This window comes from Alloyangia pacifica (genome assembly GCF_003111685.1).
GTDB classification, from domain to species: domain Bacteria; phylum Pseudomonadota; class Alphaproteobacteria; order Rhodobacterales; family Rhodobacteraceae; genus Salipiger; species Salipiger pacificus_A.
The window spans coordinates 209,230-226,281 of sequence record NZ_CP022190.1 but is presented as its reverse complement, the minus strand read 5'-3'; the positions used below and the strand labels follow the sequence as shown (position 1 = coordinate 226,281).

Annotated in this window: 16 protein-coding genes and 1 pseudogene; 10 read left to right on the top strand and 7 right to left on the bottom strand. The window is 65.4% G+C overall.

Annotated elements, in window-relative coordinates:
• Positions 1-51: 51 nt before the first annotated feature.
• The gene (locus tag CEW88_RS14055) at positions 52-573 is read right to left on the bottom strand and encodes a CBS domain-containing protein (RefSeq protein WP_108968173.1); all 522 of its coding nucleotides are present in this window, start codon (positions 571-573) and stop codon (positions 52-54) included.
• An 81-nt stretch (positions 574-654) separates the two neighbouring features.
• Here CEW88_RS14055 and CEW88_RS14050 point away from each other — a divergent pair, with 81 nt between their 5' ends.
• On the top strand, positions 655-837 hold the full coding sequence (locus CEW88_RS14050) for a hypothetical protein (protein ID WP_108968171.1): 183 nt from the start codon (positions 655-657) through the stop codon (positions 835-837).
• Between the two features lie 97 nt (positions 838-934).
• Here the strand turns inward: CEW88_RS14050 and nqrM are convergent, their stop codons facing one another.
• Both nqrM and CEW88_RS14040 read right to left on the bottom strand, forming a co-directional pair.
• On the bottom strand, positions 935-1,183 hold the full coding sequence (gene nqrM / locus CEW88_RS14045; protein WP_108968169.1) for a (Na+)-NQR maturation NqrM: 249 nt from the start codon (positions 1,181-1,183) through the stop codon (positions 935-937).
• A gap of 35 nt (positions 1,184-1,218) precedes the next feature.
• A complete protein-coding gene (locus CEW88_RS14040) occupies positions 1,219-2,247 on the bottom strand; it encodes an FAD:protein FMN transferase (protein WP_254694509.1) in 1,029 nt (342 codons plus the stop codon).
• A gap of 163 nt (positions 2,248-2,410) precedes the next feature.
• Between CEW88_RS14040 and CEW88_RS14035 the strand changes: the two genes are divergently transcribed.
• The 6 genes from CEW88_RS14035 to nqrF are packed head-to-tail and all read left to right on the top strand — an operon-like array spanning position 2,411 to position 8,265.
• Positions 2,411-3,754 (top strand): Na(+)-translocating NADH-quinone reductase subunit A, encoded by a 1,344-nt coding sequence (locus CEW88_RS14035; protein ID WP_108968167.1) that lies wholly within the window; start codon positions 2,411-2,413, stop codon positions 3,752-3,754.
• A 4-nt stretch (positions 3,755-3,758) separates the two neighbouring features.
• Entirely contained in the window at positions 3,759-4,958 is a 1,200-nt protein-coding gene (locus CEW88_RS14030) for an NADH:ubiquinone reductase (Na(+)-transporting) subunit B (protein ID WP_108968165.1), read from the top strand.
• A complete protein-coding gene (locus tag CEW88_RS14025; protein WP_108968163.1) occupies positions 4,951-5,760 on the top strand; it encodes a Na(+)-translocating NADH-quinone reductase subunit C in 810 nt (269 codons plus the stop codon). The genes CEW88_RS14030 and CEW88_RS14025 overlap by 8 nt, the downstream gene beginning before the upstream one ends.
• Positions 5,760-6,413 (top strand): NADH:ubiquinone reductase (Na(+)-transporting) subunit D, encoded by a 654-nt coding sequence (locus CEW88_RS14020; RefSeq protein ID WP_108968161.1) that lies wholly within the window; start codon positions 5,760-5,762, stop codon positions 6,411-6,413. The genes CEW88_RS14025 and CEW88_RS14020 overlap by 1 nt, the downstream gene beginning before the upstream one ends.
• Complete coding sequence (gene nqrE, locus CEW88_RS14015; protein ID WP_092423013.1) at positions 6,413-7,021, top strand: NADH:ubiquinone reductase (Na(+)-transporting) subunit E; 609 nt, start codon at positions 6,413-6,415, stop codon at positions 7,019-7,021. The genes CEW88_RS14020 and nqrE overlap by 1 nt, the downstream gene beginning before the upstream one ends.
• Before the next feature lie 20 nt (positions 7,022-7,041).
• The gene (gene nqrF / locus CEW88_RS14010) at positions 7,042-8,265 is read left to right on the top strand and encodes an NADH:ubiquinone reductase (Na(+)-transporting) subunit F (protein WP_108968159.1); all 1,224 of its coding nucleotides are present in this window, start codon (positions 7,042-7,044) and stop codon (positions 8,263-8,265) included.
• Positions 8,266-8,401: 136 nt separating this feature from the next.
• Here nqrF and gloA2 read toward each other — a convergent pair whose 3' ends face one another.
• Positions 8,402-8,785: an SMU1112c/YaeR family gloxylase I-like metalloprotein gene (gloA2, locus tag CEW88_RS14005; RefSeq protein WP_108968157.1), complete on the bottom strand. Its 384-nt coding sequence runs from the start codon at positions 8,783-8,785 to the stop codon at positions 8,402-8,404.
• A gap of 46 nt (positions 8,786-8,831) precedes the next feature.
• Positions 8,832-9,592 (bottom strand): annotated as a pseudogene (locus CEW88_RS14000) (NAD kinase).
• Positions 9,593-9,776: 184 nt separating this feature from the next.
• Between CEW88_RS14000 and glyA the strand changes: the two are divergent.
• Both glyA and CEW88_RS13990 read left to right on the top strand, forming a co-directional pair.
• A complete protein-coding gene (gene glyA, locus CEW88_RS13995) occupies positions 9,777-11,072 on the top strand; it encodes a serine hydroxymethyltransferase (protein ID WP_108968155.1) in 1,296 nt (431 codons plus the stop codon).
• Between the two features lie 220 nt (positions 11,073-11,292).
• On the top strand, positions 11,293-12,915 hold the full coding sequence (locus tag CEW88_RS13990) for an MFS transporter (RefSeq protein WP_108968153.1): 1,623 nt from the start codon (positions 11,293-11,295) through the stop codon (positions 12,913-12,915).
• 4 nt (positions 12,916-12,919) lie between these two features.
• Here the strand turns inward: CEW88_RS13990 and CEW88_RS13985 are convergent, their stop codons facing one another.
• The gene (locus CEW88_RS13985; RefSeq protein ID WP_254694508.1) at positions 12,920-14,518 is read right to left on the bottom strand and encodes a mechanosensitive ion channel family protein; all 1,599 of its coding nucleotides are present in this window, start codon (positions 14,516-14,518) and stop codon (positions 12,920-12,922) included.
• Between the two features lie 234 nt (positions 14,519-14,752).
• Positions 14,753-15,406, bottom strand: coding sequence for a peroxiredoxin (locus CEW88_RS13980; RefSeq protein WP_108968151.1), 654 nt, complete (start codon positions 15,404-15,406; stop codon positions 14,753-14,755).
• 169 nt (positions 15,407-15,575) lie between these two features.
• Between CEW88_RS13980 and CEW88_RS13975 the strand changes: the two genes are divergently transcribed.
• Positions 15,576-17,015: an aldehyde dehydrogenase family protein gene (locus CEW88_RS13975; protein WP_108968150.1), complete on the top strand. Its 1,440-nt coding sequence runs from the start codon at positions 15,576-15,578 to the stop codon at positions 17,013-17,015.
• Positions 17,016-17,052 lie beyond the last annotated feature (37 nt).

The window sequence follows — 17,052 nt, the reverse complement described above, 5'->3', positions numbered from 1 at the left end:
AGAGGGCCGCGTCCGCCGGGGACGCGGCCCTTTTCATCTGGCCGGGCGGCGTCAGCCGACGATGAGCTGCTTGAGCTTCAGCGCCTCGTATTCCAGCGCGGTCAGCCGGTAGTTCACAACGTCACCGATTGAAATCATGCCGATCAGATCATCGCCATCGAGCACGGGCATGTGGCGGAAACGCCCGTCGGTCATCCGGCGCAGGATCCGCACCAGCGTCTCGTCGGGGGTACATGTCTCGAGCTCGGTGGTCATCAGCTCGGCAACAGTCTGCGGCAGGGTGCGACCCGGCGTATCGGCGAGGCGGCGCACGATGTCGCGCTCCGAGAGGATCCCGACCAGCTCGCCCTGCGGACTTTTCACCAGCAGCGCGCCGATGCGCTGGTCGCGCAGCACCTCGACGGCCGTGCCGATGGTTTGCTGAGGCTGGATCCAGTACAGCTCGCTGTTCTTGCTGTTCAGCACGTGCTGAACCGTCGCCTCGGCGGCAGACAGGTTGGTTTCGACGGTCTGGCTGTGGCTGCGTGCGTGCTCGTCGTCTTCGCGGGTGTGAGGTTTGTATGAAGCTGGCATGGCGTTACCTTCCCTTGAACCTCTTTCAGGTTAGTGCAATCAGCGCACGAGTAAACGAAATCCAGCCGAGAGGTCTGAATCTTGCCCGAGCTTACGCTGACCCCCGCCAGCGCCACGGTGCTCTTCGTGATCGCCTGCCTTGCCGGCTATCGCTACCGCAGCGTGTGGAAGGCCGAGGGCCCGCGCTGGCAGCTCTGGGTGTTCGGACTGGTCGCCGGGGCGGCTCTGTTGGTGCTGGGGCTGACGCCGCTGACCGGGGGCTGAGGCCCCGGATTTCCCTGTGTCCGAGCGCCGCGGCGCGGGTCCTAAAGAAAACGCCGGCCCAAGGGCCGGCGTTTTCTGTTTCGATGGTGCTTGCCTCTCAGGTCGCCGCGCGTTCCTCGCGCTCCATCTCCTCGAGCATCTTGCGTGCCTTGGGGCAGTGCAGACGGTCGCGAAGCGGGCTGTCTGGATCGATCTCTTGCTTGCAGACCACACAGTGATCGGCCCCGGCGATTGCGTTGAGCCCGCCGCAGCTGCCCTTGATCGTGCGCCCGTTGAGAATGACGCCGAGCGCCATGCCCAGCATCACGATCATCAGCAGTCCGAAAGCAAGAATGAAGGTCGACATGGCGTCCCCCTTTCAGCGGGTGCGGCGGTGGGCGATCAGGCCTGCAGTGCGGTGAAGCGGTCGCTGGCGGTGATCTCGAAGCCCTTGTCACCCGCCTTGCCCGAGCGATCAATGAACAGGGCGGCCATATCACGCTGATTTACGATCTCGAGACCGCGCTCGCGGCCCATCACCAGCAGGGCGGTCGCCCAGGCATCGGCCAGCATGGTGTTCTCGGCCATCACGGTCACCGAGGCGGTGTTGTGGGTCACCGGGCGGCCGGTGGTGGCGTCGATGATGTGCGAGTAGCGCTTGCCTTCGAAGTCGAAGTAGTTGCGGTAGTCGCCCGAGGTCGCCATGCCCATGTCGGACACCGCCACGACCTGCTGGACGCCGCGGTTGAAGGCTTCGGGCGTCTCGATGCCGATGTGCCAGGGCTGGCCATCGGGGTTCTTGCCCGCGGTGTAGAGATCGCCGCCGACCTCGACCATGTAGTCGGTGATGCCGAAGCTGGCGAGCGTGCGCGCCACCTGGTCGATGCCGAAGCCCTTGCCGATGGCCGAGAGGTACACCTCTGCCTCGGGGCGCATCTTCTGCAAGGCGCGGTCGCTGACGCCGACCGACTGCGACTGGCCGCAGCAGGCCAGCGCCTGCGCGATCTCTGCCTCGGAAGGCATGTCGCTGCGGGTCTTGCCGGCGCCGAAGCCCCAGAGGTCGATCAGCGGGCCCACGGTGACATCGAAGCGGCCGTCGGTGGCGGCGTTGATCTCATGCGCGGCGGCCATCACATGCGCAACCTCGGGCGAGACGGCGAAGTGATCGGTGGCACCGGCGGCGTTGAAGCGCGAGATCTCCGAGCTGGCATCCCAGTTCGACATCTGCGCGTTCACCTGTGCTAGGCTGGCGTCCACGGCCTTCTGCAGGTCGGCCTTCTCGATCTTGTTGGTGTGATCGACGGCGGCAATCGAGTAGCTCGTGCCCATGGTCAGCCCGGTGAGCTCCAGGACGGACCACCCTTTCTTGCAAGCTGCCAGTGCAAAGGGCATCACGAGGAAGCTACGGCGAGAAAAGGTAAGAGGGTTCATCCGGTATCTCCGCAAGAGCTGTAGGGTCGACGATGAGACAAAGGGCTTCTGAGCCGTTTTGGCGGGTGATTCAACATTAAATTGGAAACTTTCTCGCCGAACCCTTCCAAACTGCGGCGTTGCGGCGCATAAGGCTGCCGGAAAATGGACAGGACGAAGCGACGTGCAGCAATATACGTTGAGAAAAGGTCTCGATGTCCCGGTGCTGGGGACACCCGAAGGCGGAATCGAAGACGGTGCAGCGGTCCGGACCGTTGCAGTTCTGGGGCAGGATTACATCGGCTTGAAGCCGAGACTGGCGGTTCAGGAGGGCGATGTGATCGCCGCCGGCGCGCCGATTCTGGCCCATAAGGACACGCCCGAGGTGCAGGTGACCGCACCGGTTTCAGGCCGAATCAAGGCGATCAACCGTGGCGCCCGCCGGGTGCTGATCTCGGTCGAGATCGAGGTCGATCCCAGTGCTGCGGACCCGGTGGACTTCTCTGCCGTCGGCGACGCCACCACCGGCGAAGGTCTGGCCGAGAAGCTCTGCGCCGCCGGCCTCTGGACCTCGTTCCGCACCCGTCCCTACTCGAAGGTGCCCGCCGCCGACGCTCGTCCTGCGGCCATCTTTGTCACCGCGATGGACAGCGAGCCGCTCAGCGCTGATGCCGCGACGATCATCGCCGAGGATGCCGATGCCTTTGCCCGTGGCCTGCAGGCGCTGCCGCTGCTGACCGAGGGCAATGTCTACCTGTGCCAGGAAATCGGCGCGGACGTTCCCGGCGCGGACCTGCCCGGCATCACCGCCGCGGGCTTCTCCGGCCCGCATCCGGCGGGACTTGCCGGCACGCACATGCATTTCCTCGAGCCGCCCTCGTCCTCCAAGACCGTGTGGAGCATCGGCTACCACGACGTGATCGCCATCGGGAAGCTGCTCGAGACCGGCCGTGTCGACGGGTCGCGCATCATCGCCCTGTCCGGCCCGATGTGCAGCCGTCCGCGACTGGTGCGCACGCTCGCAGGGGCCTCGATGCTGGAGCTTTGCGCCGAGGACCTGAACGGTTCGGCCCCGGTGCGGGTGATCTCCGGCTCGATCCTCAGCGGCCGTATGGGCGCGGGCCCGGATGCCTTCCTTGGCCGCTACGCGCGGCAGATCACGCTGATCGAGGAAGATCACAAGCAGATCCCGATGGGCTGGATCCGCCCGATGCCCGGCAAGTTCGCCGTGCAGCCGGTGCTCGGATCGGCCTTCACCAAGAAGCTCTATGCGCTGACCTCGAACCTCAACGGCGGTCGCCGCGCCATGGTGCCGATCGGCACGTTCGAACAGCTGATGCCGCAGGATTTCCTGCCGACGCAGCTGCTGCGCGCGCTCCTGGTGATGGACACCGACACGGCGCAGGCACTGGGTGCGCTTGAGCTGGACGAGGAAGACCTCGGTCTCGTGGGCTTTGCTTGCCCCGCCAAATACGAATACGGCATCGCCCTTCGCGACAGCCTCAGCAAGATCGAAAAGGAGGGCTAAGACCTTGGGTCTGCGCAGTTTCTTCGATCGGATCGAGCCCCAATTCCTGAAGGGCGGTAGGTTCGAGAAATATTTCCCCGTCTACGAGATGGTGGAGAGCTTCATCTACACGCCCAAGACGGTGACCACCGTCGCGCCGCACGCCCGCTCGTACATCGATATGAAGCGGATCATGACCTATGTGGTCATCGCGACGATCCCCTGCATCCTCTTCGGCATGTACAACACCGGCCTGCAGACCAATATGGCGATCGCCGAATATGGTGCCTCGGGCTGGCGCGCGGCGATCATCGACGCGCTCGGCATCGGCTTCAACCCGGCCAACCCTCTGGCGAACATCCTGCACGGGCTGCTCTATTTCCTGCCGATCTACATCGTGACGCTGATCGCGGGCGGCATCTTCGAGGTGATCTTTGCCGTGGTCCGGGGCCACGAGGTGAACGAGGGCTTCCTCGTGACCTCGATGCTCTACACGCTGATCATGCCCGCCTCGGCGCCGCTGTGGCAGGTCGCGCTCGGCATCATCTTCGGCGTGGTGATCGGCAAGGAAGTCTTTGGCGGCACCGGCAAGAACTTCCTCAACCCGGCTCTGGTCGGGCGGGCGTTCCTCTACTTCGCCTATCCGGCGCAGATGTCCGGTGACCGCGTCTGGACGCCGGTCGACGGCTTCTCCGGCGCGACCGCGCTGTCGGTCAGCGCCAGCGACGGCGTCGCCTCGCTGCCCGCGCATGGCATCAGCTGGATCGACGCCTTCGTCGGCACGATCCAGGGCTCCTTCGGCGAGACCTCGACCATCGCGTGTCTCATCGGCCTCGCGTTCCTGCTTGCCACGAAGATCGCCAACTGGCGCCTGATTGTCGGCTGTCTTGCAGGGATGATCGCCTTTTCGTCGCTGCTGAACGTGATCGGTTCCGACAGCAACCCGATGTTCGCCATGCCCTGGTACTGGCATCTGGTGGTCGGTGGCTACGCCTTTGGCCTCGTGTTCATGGTCACCGAGCCGGTGTCTGCCTCGCACACCAACATGGGCCGCTACATCTACGGCGCGCTGATCGGTTTCATGGTCGTGATGATCCGTGTCATCAACCCGGCCTTCCCCGAGGGCATGATGCTTGCGATCCTCTTCGGCAACGTCTTCGCGCCGCTGATCGACTACTTCGTCGTCCAAGCCAACATCAAGCGGAGGGCCAAGCGCAATGTCTGACACCAACGCAAGCAAAGGCGTCATCCGCCGCTTCCTCGACATGCCGCCGGATTCCACCTCCAAGACGGTGACAGTGGCGGTGGTGCTCTGCCTCGTCGCCTCGATGGTGGTGTCGGCGGCGGCCGTGTCGCTGCGCCCGGTTCAGGACCTGAACCGCCTGCGCGACAAGCAGCGCAACGTCCTGGAGGTCGCCGGCGTCTACGAGCCGGGTATGAACATCGCCGAGGCCTTCAGCGATTTCGAGCCGCACGTGCTGGAACTGGCCACCGGCGAGTTCACCGACCAGTATGAGATCGACACCTTCGAGGAACTCGCGACCTCGGGCGATCCGGCGCTGGTGCGCGCGCTCGACGAGGATCCCGCGGGCCTTGGCGGCAAGCAGCAGATCTTCCAGATGGTCTACATCCTGCGCGACGATGCGGGCGCCATTGACAAGGTGGTGCTGCCGATCGAGGGCTACGGCCTGTGGTCGACGCTCTACGGGTTCATCGCGCTGGAAGAGAACGGCAACGACATCTATGGCCTGCAGTTCTACCAGCAGGGCGAGACCCCCGGCCTCGGCGCCGAGGTCGACAACCCGCGGTGGAAGGCGCTCTGGAACGGCAAGAAGCTGCGTGACGAAGATGGCACGTTGCAGATCACCGTTGCCAAGCAGCCGCCGGCTGCCGGCCAGGACTACTATATTGACGCGCTGGCCGGGGCGACCCTGACCTCGCGCGGTGTCGACAACCTTGTCCGCTTCTGGATGGGGGAGCAGGGCTACGGCCCGTTCCTCGAGCGGCTTAAGGCAGGAGAGATCTGATGGCCCAGACCCGCAAATCGCAGCTCGTCGATCCGCTGATCGACAACAACCCGATCACCCTGCAGGTGCTGGGCATCTGTTCGGCCCTCGCGGTGACCTCCTCGCTCAAGGTGGCGCTGGTGATGGCCATCGCGGTGACCTTCGTGACCGCCTTCTCGTCGATGTTCATCTCGATGCTGCGCAATCAGATCCCCAGCTCGATCCGGATCATCGTGCAGATGGTCATCATCGCCTCGCTGGTGATCGTGGTGGACCAGCTGCTCAAGGCCTATGCCTACGAGACCTCCAAGACCCTGTCGGTCTTCGTCGGCCTGATCATCACCAATTGCATCGTGATGGGCCGCGCCGAGGCCTTCGCCATGAGCAACCCGCCGGTGGCGAGCTTCGTCGACGGCATCGGCAACGGCGCGGGCTACGGTCTGATCCTGATGGTCGTCGGGGTGATCCGTGAGCTTTTCGGCTCGGGCTCGCTCTTCGGCATCACCATCCTGCCGACGGTGAACAACGGTGGATGGTACGTGCCGAACGGCCTGCTGCTGCTGCCGCCCTCGGCTTTCTTCGTCATCGGCCTGCTGATCTGGGCGATCCGCACCTGGAAGCCGGGCCAAGTCGAAGAGCGTGACTACAAGATCCAGAGCGTGGAGGCGCACTGATGGAAGGTCTCATCTCTCTCGCGGTCAAGGCGGTCTTCGTCGAGAACCTCGCCCTGTCCTTCTTCCTGGGGATGTGTACGTTCATCGCCGTGTCGAAGAAGATCTCGACCGCCATTGGTCTCGGCGTTTCGGTAATGGTCGTGCAGGCGATCACCGTTCCGGCGAACAACCTGATCCTGAGCTACCTGCTGGCGCCCGGTGCGCTGGCCTGGGCGGGCTTTCCGGACATCGACCTGACCTTCCTCGGCCTGATCTCCTATATCGGGGTGATCGCCGCGCTGGTGCAGATCCTCGAGATGGTGCTCGATAAGTACTTCCCGCCGCTCTACAACGCGCTCGGCGTTTACCTGCCGCTGATCACCGTGAACTGCGCCATCCTCGGTGGCTCGCTGTTCATGGTGGAACGGAACTACGACTTTGCCGAAAGCCTCACCTACGGCGTTTCGTCCGGCTTTGGCTGGGCGCTGGCGATCACCGCGATGGCCGGTGTGCGCGAGAAGCTGAAGTACTCGGACATTCCCGACGGGCTTCAGGGTCTCGGCATCACCTTCATCACCGCGGGTCTGATGGCCATGGCCTTCATGTCCTTCAGCGGCGTGAAACTCTGAGGCAGGAGGACTAGGAACACATGGAAACTTTCAGCCTCGGCGTCATCCTCTTCACCCTGATCGTGATCGCGCTGGTGACCGTCATCCTGCTCGCGCGCTCGCGGCTGGTGTCGACGGGCAACGTCAACATCACCATCAACGGCGAGAAGACCATCTCGGTCCCTGCGGGCGGCAAGCTGCTGCAGACCCTCGCCGGCCAGAAGCTCTTCGTCCCCTCCGCCTGCGGTGGCGGCGGCACGTGCGCGCAGTGCCGGGTGCGGGTGCATTCGGGCGGCGGGTCGATCCTGCCCACCGAAGAGAGCCACATCACCAAGCGCGAAGCCGCCTGCGGCGACCGCCTGTCGTGTCAGGTCGCGGTCAAGCAGGACATGGAGATCGAGGTCCCCGAAGAGGTCTTCGGCGTCAAGAAGTGGGAATGCACCGTGCGTTCCAACGAGAACGTCGCGACCTTCATCAAGAACCTCGTGCTGGAACTGCCCGAAGGCGAGGACGTCAACTTCCGCGCCGGTGGCTACATCCAGATCGAGGCGCCGGCGCACAAGCTGTCCTACAAGGACTTTGACATCGCCGAGGAGTATCGCCCGGATTGGGACAAGTTTAACCTCTGGCAGTACGAGTCCACCGTCGACGAGCCGATCGAGCGGGCCTATTCGATGGCCAACTACCCCGATGAAAAAGGGGTGATCATGCTCAACGTTCGCGTCGCCTCGCCGCCACCGGGCTCCACCGGCATTCCGGCCGGGAAGATGTCTTCCTACATCTTCAACCTCAAGCCCGGCGACAAGGTCACCATTTCCGGTCCGTTCGGCGAGTTCTTCGCCCGCGACACCAAGAAGGAAATGGTCTTCATCGGCGGCGGCGCGGGCATGGCCCCGATGCGCTCGCACATCTTCGACCAGCTCAAGCGGCTCGAGAACCGCGACCGGAAGATCACCTTCTGGTACGGCGCGCGCTCCAAGCGCGAGATGTTCTTCGTCGAGGATTTCGACGAGCTGGCCAAGGAGTTCGACAACTTCGAATGGCACGTCGCCCTGTCGGACGCGCTGCCCGAGGACGAGTGGAAGGGCTACACCGGCTTCATCCACAACGTGCTCTACGAAGAGTATCTCAAGAACCACCCGAACCCCGAGGACTGTGAGTTCTACATGTGCGGCCCGCCCATCATGAACCAGTCGGTGATCAACATGCTGCTGGACCTGGGCGTCGACCGCGAGGACATCATGCTCGACGACTTCGGCGGCTGAGCCGGTCGGCTGGGATGCAAGAGGGGGGCTTCGGCCCCCCTTTCTTTTGTGGTCCACAGTGCCGAGGGCGTGAAGGAAGCGACCGGGGGAGGCGAAGTCTCCAGAGGTGAGGCGTCGTGGCCCCGCGGCGCGGAAATCAGATCTCGTAAAGCTCCAGCGGCAGCCCGTCGGGATCGGCGAAGAAGGTGAAGCGCTTGCCGGTCAGCGGGTCGATCCGCACCGGCTCGACCTCGACGCCTGCAGTCTCGAGCCAGAGCACCGCCTCGGCCATGTCGGCGACGCGAAAGGCGAGATGCCGCAGCCCCTTTGCCTCGGGGCGGGAGGGCCGCTCGGGCGGGTCGGGGAAGCTGAAAAGCTCCAACTGCCCGCCCCCGGGCACGGCAAGATCCAGCTTCCAGCTGTCGCGTTCGGCGCGGTGGGTCTCGGCAATCACCTCGAGCCCCAGCAGATCGACGTAGAAAGCACGGCTGCGGGCGTAATCGCCGCAGATCAGCGCCACGTGATGTAGGCCCTGGAGCATCGGCTGTTCCTTCCTGTTGCTGCCTGACCCGAGCCGCGACCGGGGATCAGACGAACTGCTCGCGGATCAGCCGCTCTTCCAGCCCGTGGCCCGGGTCGAACATCACCCGGTGCGCCACGTCGGGGGCGGAGCGAATGTCGACCCGGACAACGTCGCGCACCGACTCGCTGTCGGCCTCGGCCATCACCGGGCGCTTCTCGTGCTCGAGCACCTCGAAGCTCACCTCGGCAGCTTTGGGCAGCAAGGCGCCGCGCCAGCGCCGCGGGCGGAAGGCCGCGACGGCGGTCAGCGCCAGCACCTCGGAGCCGATGGGCAGGATCGGCCCGTGCGCGGAGTAGTTGTAGGCGGTCGAGCCGGCCGGCGTGGCCAGCAGCGCGCCGTCGCAGACCAGTTCGGGCAGGCGCAGCTTGCCATCGACGTGGATCGCCAGCCGGGCCGCCTGCGGTCCGGTGCGCAGCAGCGAGACCTCGTTGATTGCCAGTGCCTCGTGGACCGCGCCGTCCACGGTTGTGGCCGACATCGCCAGCGGGGTGATCACCGCTTCTTCGGCCTCTTCCAGCCGTTCCTCGAGCCGGTGCTCGGAATAGGCGTTCATCAGGAAGCCCACAGTGCCGCGGTTCATGCCGTAGACCGGCACGTTCAGCTCCTGCGTGCGGTGCAGGGTCTGCAGCATGAAGCCGTCCCCCCGAGCGCCACGATCACGTCGGCGCCGCGCTCGGCATGGTCGCCGTAGCGGCGCGACAGCGCGGCATGGGCCGCCTGGGCGATCGGCGCGCGTGAGGCGCAAAAGGCAATTCTCAGTGACATGCTGTCGTGGCGGTCCTGCGGTTTCCTGTCCCGTCCGGGATGTTCCGAAACAATCACAAGTTTTCCTTCGCCGCCAGAGACGCCGGTGGAGAAACGCAAGCTGTCGCTTTGACATCTTTGCGTTACGCGCGCTTTCAAGTACTCAGGCGCCGGAACTCGAATCCTTGACCCCCGGAGACTGCCCATGACCGCCGCGCCCAGCGACACCGGCTTTTTCACCGAAGAGCTTTCCTCCCGCGATCCCGAACTCTTCGCGTCCATCACCGGCGAGCTTGGCCGCCAGCGCGACGAGATCGAGCTGATCGCCTCCGAGAACATCGTCTCGCGCGCCGTCATGCAGGCGCAGGGCTCGGTGATGACCAACAAATATGCCGAAGGCTACCCGGGCAAGCGCTACTACGGCGGCTGTGACTGGGTCGACGTGGCAGAGAACCTCGCCATCGACCGCGCCAAGCAGCTCTTCGGCTGCGAGTTCGCCAACGTGCAGCCGAACTCCGGCTCCCAGGCCAACCAGGGTGTCTATCAGGCGCTGATCCAGCCCGGCGACACGATCCTCGGCATGAGCCTCGACGCGGGTGGTCACCTGACCCATGGCGCCAAGCCCAACCAGTCGGGCAAATGGTTCAACGCCGTGCAATACGGCGTGCGCAAGCAGGACAATCTGCTGGACTACGACCAGGTTCAGGAGCTGGCCAACGAGCACAAGCCCAAGCTGATCGTCGCCGGCGGCTCGGCCATCCCGCGCCAGATCGATTTCGCCAAGATGCGCGAGATCGCCGACAGCGTCGGCGCCTACCTGATGGTCGACATGGCGCATTTCGCGGGCCTTGTGGCCGGCGGTGAGCACCCCTCGCCGTTCCCGCACGCGCATGTGGCCACCACCACCACCCACAAGACCCTGCGCGGCCCGCGCGGCGGCATGATCCTGACCAATGACGAGACCATCGCCAAGAAGGTCAACTCGGCGATCTTCCCCGGCATCCAGGGCGGCCCGCTGATGCATGTCATCGCCGGCAAGGCCGTTGCCTTCGGCGAGGCGCTGCGCCCCGAGTTCAAGGATTACGCCAAGCAGGTCATTGCCAACGCTCAGGCGCTGTCGGACCAGCTGATCAAGGGCGGGCTCGACACTGTGACCCATGGCACCGACACCCACGTGGTGCTGGTCGACCTGCGCCCCAAGGGTGTGAAGGGCAACGCCACCGAGAAAGCCCTCGGCCGCGCGCATATCACCTGCAACAAGAATGGCGTGCCGTTCGACCCGGAAAAGCCGACCGTGACCTCGGGCATCCGCCTCGGCTCGCCCGCCGGCACCACCCGCGGCTTCAAGGAAGCCGAGTTCCGCAAGATCGCCGACTGGATCATCGAGGTCGTCGACGGGCTGGCGGGCAACGGTGAGGACGGCAATGCCGAGGTCGAGGCCAAGGTGAAGGCCGAGGTCGAGGCGTTCCTCAAGGACTTCCCGATCTACCCGACGCTCTGAGCGTCGGTTCGGTGAGAGACTGAGGGGCGGGCCAAAGGCCCGCCCTTTTCTTTTGTTCGACTCCCCGGGTCCGTCGGGCGGGTCCCCTCGGCAAATACATGCGCCCGGCATCTATTTTTCCGCCGCCCCCTTGGCGACGCAGCGAAAACCGGCTCTACCTTGGCTGCAGGCCCTTCCGCTTCCGTCGCTTCCACGGGCCGGCGACCAGCCCCCGAGCCAAATGCCCACCAAATCCGCGTCGCCCCTCACCGTCCTGCGCATCCCCGCCTTCCGGGCACGCTGGACCGCCTCCATGGCCTCGAACCTTGGCACGCTGGTGCAGTCGGTCGGCGCGGGCTGGACGATGACGCAGATCTCGGACAGCGATGCCATGGTCGCGCTGGTGCAGGCGGGGGTGACGGTGCCGACCATGCTCTTTGCCGTCTTTGCCGGGACGCTCGCGGACAATTTCGACCGCCGCCGGGTGATGATCGGGGCGCAGCTCTTCATGATGGCCTCGGCCTCGCTGCTCTGCGCGCTGGCCTGGCTCGATATGCTGACGCCTTGGCTGCTGCTGGTGCTGACCTTCCTGATCGGCACCGGATCGACCTTCTTCAACCCGTCGTGGCAGGCCTCGCTTGGGGATATCGTGCCGCGCAATGACCTGCCCTCTGCGGTGACGCTCAATTCGATGGCGTTCAACGCCATGCGCTCGATCGGCCCGGCGATCGGCGGCATCATCGTCGCGGCCGCAGGGGCCGCCGCGGCCTTCGCGCTCAACGCCGTCAGCTACCTGCCGATGATCGCCGTGCTCTGGCGGTGGAAGTCGCCACCGCCCGACAGCAAGCTGCCACCCGAACCCATGCGGTTCGCGGTTGGCTCGGGGCTGCGCTATGTTGCCATGTCGCCAAACCTGATGAACGTCATGGGCCGCGCCTTCCTCTTCGGCTTCGGCTCGGTGGCGGTGCTCTCGCTGCTGCCACTGGTGGCGCACGAAAGGCTGGGCGGAGACGCCTCGACCTTCGGCATCATGCTGGGCTGCTTCGGCGTCGGCGCGGTGATCGGGGCGCTCAACAATGCCCGGCTGCGGGACCATTTCGACAACGAGCACCTGGTGCGCTTCGCCGCCGCCGCCGCGATGGTCGGCACGGCGATCCTGGCGGTGGCACCGACTCTCTGGGCCTGCCTTCCGGCGCTGCTGCTCAACGGCATGGCCTGGACGGTGGCGCTCTCGCTGCTCAACGTGACGGTGCAGCTCTCGACCCCGCGCTGGGTGGTAGGCCGGGCCATCGCGCTCTACCAGTCGGCCAGCTTCGGCGGCATGGCGGCGGGCAGCTGGGTCTGGGGCTCGGTCTCCGATGGCTGGGGCCTCGGCGTGGCACTTGGGGGCGCGGCCTGCCTGCTGGCGGTGGCGGCGCTGGTCGGGCTCAAGATGCCGTTGCCCGAGTACAGCGACCTCGACCTCTCGCCGCTCGACCTGTTCAAGGAGCCGGCGCTGCAGCTCGACCTGAAGCTGCGCAGCGGCCCCATCGTCGCCGTGACGCAGTTCGAGATCGACCCGGAGGACGTGCCGCAGTTCCTCGCCATCATGGCCGAGCGGCGGCGGGTGCGGATCCGCGACGGCGCGCAGAACTGGGTTCTGATGCGCGACCTCGAGGATCCGCGGATCTGGGAAGAGACCTATCACGTGCCGACCTGGGTCGAATACATCCGCCACAACACCCGCCGGACCAAGGCTGACGGCGGCACTTTCGAACGGCTGATGGCGCTGCACCGGGGGGCCGAGCGCCCGCACACCCGTCGGATGATAGAGCGCCAGTCGATCCCGCGCCGCCGGGGCGGGGTCTACGACTTCAACCTCTGATCGCTCAAGTATCGGTCTCTTCGTCGTGCCCCTCGTCGCCGGCACGGAACGAGGTCACCCGGTCCTCGCGGGCGTAATAGGGCTCGCCTTCGTCTGGAGCTTTGTCGGCGGGCTTGCCCGCTGTCCCCTTGCCCGCGTCGCCGAAGGGCAGGGCGGCGGGCGCGGCCATATGGACGTGCATGTCGGCCTGCGGGAAGGGGATCGAGATCCCCTCGCGGTCGAAGGCCTCTTTCACTTGCCTTGTGAGATCCCAGTAGACCGTCCAGTAGTCGTCGACCTTGGTCCAAGGACGGCAGACGAAATCCACCGAGCTTGCCCCCAGTGCGTTGACCCGGATCACCGGCGCCGGATCGTCGAGGATCAGCGGGTGCTCGGCGACCACCTGCTCGAGCACCTCCTGGGCCTTTTCGATCGAGTCGCCATAGCCGATGCCGAAGGTCAGATCGACGCGGCGGGTGTCACTGGCGGTTGTGTTGGTGATGACATCGCCCCAGACCTTCGAGTTCGGGATGACGATGACCTGATTGTCGGGGGTGACCACGGTGGTCGAGACGATCGAAACGGATTTCACCGTGCCGCCGGTGCCGGCGACGGTGACGTAATCGCCTTCGTCGAAGGGGCGGTTGATCATGATCATCAACCCCGCGGCGAGGTTGCCCAGCGTGTCCTGCATGGCAAAGGCGATGATGAAGGAGGCCCCGCCGACCAACGCGAAGAGTGGCGTCACGTCGATCCCAAGGGCGCTGAGCACGATCATCAGCCCGAAGGCGATGGTCAGCCAGTAGATCCCCATTACGATGAAAGCCTGCAGCAGCTTCGACAGGTCCGGCACCCGTGACAGTCCGCGCCGCGCCACGCCGCGAACCGTTCGGGCGATGATCATCAAAGCCAGCAGCGCGCCGATGATCACCGCGGCGCGTAGCGCCAGCTTGATGCCGCCATCCTCGTCCGTCGCCCAGTTCACCGCCTGTGCCAACAGGGTGCGCCAATCGGCGCGCTGGGTCTCGTCGACGTGGATCGCGGCGCGGTAGGCGCGGAACTTCGCGACCTCGGCGGCGTCGCCACCCTTGGCTTCGAAACCGTCGACCACGGTCGAGAGGTTTTCGAAGGCGTTGTTGCGCATCTCCACCAGTTGCGTCAGCCGCTCGCGCGGCACCTCCGTCTCGCCCGCGCTTTCCTTGGCGAGCACGGCGAGCTGCTCTTCGACCACCGCCTTGGTCATGCCCTTGGCCATGTTCTGCCACGCCAGCGCAAGCTGTCCCATCTCCTCGGCGGTCAGGGGCAACGCGCGGATGGCAAGCTCTTCCGAAGGGATGGAAGGGTCGGTCAGCGCGGCGATCAGCTCCGCATCGCTTTGGGCTGCCAGCGGAGCGTCTGCCGCACCCTTCGCGCCGATCACCTGCTGGCTCGACGTGATCGCCTGTCGGGCGCGTTTCTCGGCGCTGTCGATGGCCTCTTCGGCGGGGGAGGGTGGGCTCTCGGCTTGGCTGCTCTCGGTGGGCGCCGGAGCATCGGCGGTTTCTTGCGCGGCCAGATCTGTGGCGGCGTGACCCATCAGCAAGACAAGGAGAATACGGAGAAACGGCAGGATCGCGCGCGGCATGCGGACCTCGTAAAAATATGTTTTTCAAAGGGCTAAAAGTCTTCGGATCGCTATGCCGCGAGTTTAGCAGGTTGCCCCCGCGAAAGGCACTCCCCGCGGCAAGCCTCGGTCACCGGATATGCGTTCGGCGTTGGTTGCCCGCGGGCCGCAGGGCTCCCGAAACGAAGACACCCGCCGGAGGTCCGGCGGGTGTCGGTCATTTGCAACGGCGGCCGCGTCGGGCCGCGCGCCGGATCACTCCGGGTTCTTGGCGAAGCGCAGGTAGGGCAGTTTGATGTCGAGCGCGCCGTATTTCTCGGAGGCCTGCTCGTCGTTCAGCGACAGGGCGACGATCACGTCCTGGCCGACCTCCCAGTTGGCGGGGGTGGCGAGCGGCTGCTCGTAGGTGCGCTGCAGTCCATCGAGTGCGCGCAGCACCTCGGCGAAGTTGCGGCCCACCGACATCGGGTAGGTCATCATCAGCTGCACCTTCTTGTTCGGCGCGATGATGAAGACCGAGCGCACGGTGGCGCTGTCGGCCGGGGTGCGGCCGTCGGGCAGGTAGGCGTCGGCGGGGAGCATGTCGAGCGCCTTGGCGACCTCGAGCCCATCGTCGGCGATGATCGGGAACCCGGCCTCGGCCCCGGCAACTGCCTCGATGTCGCCCTTCCACTTCTTGTGCTCGGCAACGCCGTCAACCGAGATGCCCATCACCTTTGTGCCACGCTTGGCCCATTCGTCCGAGAGCTGCGCCACGGCGCCGAACTCGGTGGTGCAGACCGGGGTGAAGTCCTTGGGGTGCGAGAAGAGGATCGCCCAGCTGTCGCCGATCCAGTCGTGCAGGTCATATTCGCCCTGATCGGTGGTCACGTGAAGGTTCGGAATGGTGTCGTTGATGCGCAGAGCCATGGGAATATCCTTTCCTGTCCGACTGATCGGCTTGGGGTCTCGCGAAATAGATACGGGCCGGACCCACGATGTAAAGAGCCCGCTTGCGGAGGTCGCGGCGCGGTGACACTCTGCCGCCAGAAATAATTTGATCAAATTCCGACTCAAAGACAGACCAACGGAGACCAATATGATCGAGAAGCGCCAGTTCTACATCGACGGCCAATGGGTGGACCCGGCCAAGCCGCGCGATCACGCGGTGATCAACCCTGCCACCGAAGAGCCCTGCGCGATCATCTCGCTGGGAGATCAGGCCGACACGGATGCCGCCGTCGCCGCCGCCAAGGCGGCGCTGCCGGGCTGGATGGCGACCCCGGTCGCCGAGCGCATCGGCTACGTCGAGAAGCTGCTCGAGGTCTACAAGGCGCGCGCCGAGGAAATGGCGCAGGCGATGACGCTCGAGATGGGCGCGCCGATCTCGCTGTCGCGCGCGGATCAGGTCGGGGCCGGCACCTTCCACCTCACCAACTTCATCCGCGCCGCCAAGGAATTCCCCTTTGAGCATTCCCTGCGCGAAGACCTTCCCGAGCACCGGATCATCCACGAGGCAGTCGGGGTCGCGGCGCTGATCACCCCGTGGAACTGGCCGATGAACCAGGTCACGCTGAAGGTCGGCGCCGCTGCAGTGGCCGGCTGCACCATGGTGCTGAAACCCTCCGAGGAAAGCCCGCTCGACGCCATCCTCTTTGCCGAGATGATGCATGAAGCCGGCTTCCCCAAGGGCGTCTTCAATCTCGTCAACGGCGACGGGGCCGGTGTCGGCTCGCAGCTGTCGTCGCATGTGGACGTGGACATGGTCAGCTTCACCGGCTCGACCCGCGCCGGGCGGGCAATCTCGAAGGCCGCTGCCGACACGCTGAAGCGCGTGCACCTCGAGCTCGGTGGCAAGGGCGCGAACCTCGTCTTCGCGGACGCCGACCCCGAGGCGGTGAAGCGCGGCGTTCTGCACATGATGGAAAACTCCGGCCAGAGCTGCAACGCGCCGTCGCGGATGATCGTCGAGGCGCCCTTCTACGACACGGCGGTCGAGCAGGCGGCGCAGGCCGCAGAGGCGGTGAAGGTTGCCGATCCGCAGCAGGAAGGCGATCATATCGGCCCGGTGGTCAACCAGAGCCAGTGGAGCAAAATTCAGGACCTCATCCAGAAGGGCATCGACGAGGGTGCGCGGCTGGTGGCCGGCGGACTTGGCCGTCCCGAGGGGCTCAACAAGGGCTTTTACGTGCGCCCGACGGTTTTTGCCGACGTGACCCCGGAGATGACCATCGCCCGCGAGGAGATTTTCGGCCCGGTGCTTTCGGTGATGAAGTTCGATACCGAGGAAGAAGCGGTGCGCGTCGCCAATGACACGCCTTACGGGCTGACCAACTACGTCCAGAGCTCCGATGCGGCGCGGGTCAACCGTTTGAGCCGTCTGCTGCGCTCGGGCATGGTTCAAACCAACGGCACCGGTCGCGCTGCGGGCGCGCCCTTCGGCGGCATGAAGCAGTCGGGCAATGGCCGCGAGGGCGGATCCTTCGGCATCCTCGACTTCCTCGAGGTGAAGTCGGTCAGCGGCTGGGCCGCCGAGTAAGCCGCTTCTCTACTCGCAGACACGGATGACGCGGCGC